The organism is Methylobacterium sp. E-005 (assembly GCF_022829725.1).
In the GTDB taxonomy this organism is placed as follows: domain Bacteria; phylum Pseudomonadota; class Alphaproteobacteria; order Rhizobiales; family Beijerinckiaceae; genus Methylobacterium.
On sequence record NZ_JAKSYG010000170.1, the window covers coordinates 1 to 1,624 of the forward strand.

A 1,624-nucleotide genomic window follows, 5' to 3' on the forward strand; every position below is an offset into this window, starting at 1 on the left:
CGCGGGAAGCCGCTGCGATCCCGATAGGAGCGCTTCCGACCCACCGCACGGCTGTGCCGGGCCGTGCTGGCCTGAGCGTCGATCAGGTCGACCGCCGTGATGCCCAGCAGCAGGGCCAGGGCGATCACGACATTGTCGCGCTTCGGGTTGCCCGGCCGCAGTGCCGTCAGCACGGTCGCGATGTCGAGCCCGTCCCCGGCGACCCGGCTCCACAGGCCGAGGTTCTTGTCGACCGACAGCGCAAGGATGCCGCTGCCGATCTCCCGGGCGCCGTAGACGCGAATTAGCGCCTCCTTGCCCTCCATGCCGAGCGCCCGGGTGATGCTCCGGGGTGCCAGGAGTTCGGTGAGACCCAGGCCGAGGCTGAACCAGCCGAGACCCTTGGCGAGGCTGTCCGGCACGCCGCGCGAACTCGGACCGGAGCGCAGGACCTTCGGATCGCCCTTGGATCGCGTGATGTTCGAAAGGCCCGCGAGGCTTGAAATGTTCGTCATGATCTCCCTCTCGCGTGTCAGGGTTTGAGAACGACCTTGATGCAGCTGTCCTGCTTGTCCCGGAACGTCCGGTACATCTCGGGTCCCTTGTCGAGCGGGGCCTCGTGCGTGATGACGAAGGAGAGGTCGATCTGCTCCTCCTCGATCCGGCGCAGGAGATCGCCGGTCCAGCGCTGAACGTGAGTCTGGCCCATGCGGAAGGTCAGGCCCTTGTTCATGGCCGCGCCCATCGGGATCTTGTCGACAAGACCGCCATAGACGCCCGGGATCGAGATCAGGCCGCCCGGCCGGCACACGTAGATCATCTCCCGCAACACGTGCGGCCGGTCGCTCTCGGCCAGGAGGATCTGCTTGGCCCGGTCGTAGACCGTATCGGGCATGGCGGGGCTGACGTGGCTCTCCATGCCGATGCAGTCGATGCACTTCTCCGGGCCCTCGCCGCCGGTCAGCTCGTTGAGCCGCTCGACGACGCTCTCGGTCTCGAAGTTGATCGTGATGGCGCCGCCCGCCTCGGCCATCTCCAGCCGCTCCGGCAGACAGTCGATCGCGACCACCTGTTCGGCGCCGAGGAGGATGGCCGAGCGGATCGCCATCTGGCCGACCGGCCCGCAGCCCCAGATCGCCACGGTGTCGGTGGGCTGGATGTCGGCCTGCACGGCGGCCTGCCAGCCGGTCGGGAAGATGTCCGAGAGGAACAGCAGCTTCTCGTCGGGGATGCCCTCGGGCACCTTCTGAACCGTCGTATCGGCGAACGGCACGCGCAGGTACTCGGCCTGACCGCCTGGATAGCCGCCGGTGAGATGCGTGTAGCCGAACAGACCCGCGGTGGTGTGGCCGAAGACCTTCTCGGCGAGGTGCTTCTTGCGGTTGCTTTTCTGACACACGGAAAAGTAGCCGCGCTTGCACTGGTCGCACTCGCCGCAGACGATGGTGAACGGCACCACCACGCGGTCGCCCTTTTTCACCTTGCCGTTGAGGCCGCGCCCGGTCTCGACGACCTCGCCCATGGTCTCATGGCCCATGACGTCGCCCGGCAGCATGGCGGGGATGAAGTTGTGGAACAGGTGCAGGTCGGAGCCGCAGATCGCGCAGCTCGTGACCTTGATGATGGCGTCGCGCCCGTCCTCGAT

The 1,624-nt window shown here is 67.0% G+C and carries 2 protein-coding genes; both read right to left on the bottom strand.

Annotation, left to right across the window (positions count from 1 at the left end; genetic code table 11):
- Positions 1-494: hypothetical protein (locus tag MKK88_RS18170; protein ID WP_244002137.1), on the bottom strand; the 494-nt coding region annotated here is incomplete at its 3' end.
- Positions 495-511: 17 nt separating this feature from the next.
- On the bottom strand, positions 512-1,624 hold a 1,113-nt coding region (locus tag MKK88_RS18175), incomplete at its 5' end, for a zinc-dependent alcohol dehydrogenase (protein WP_244002139.1).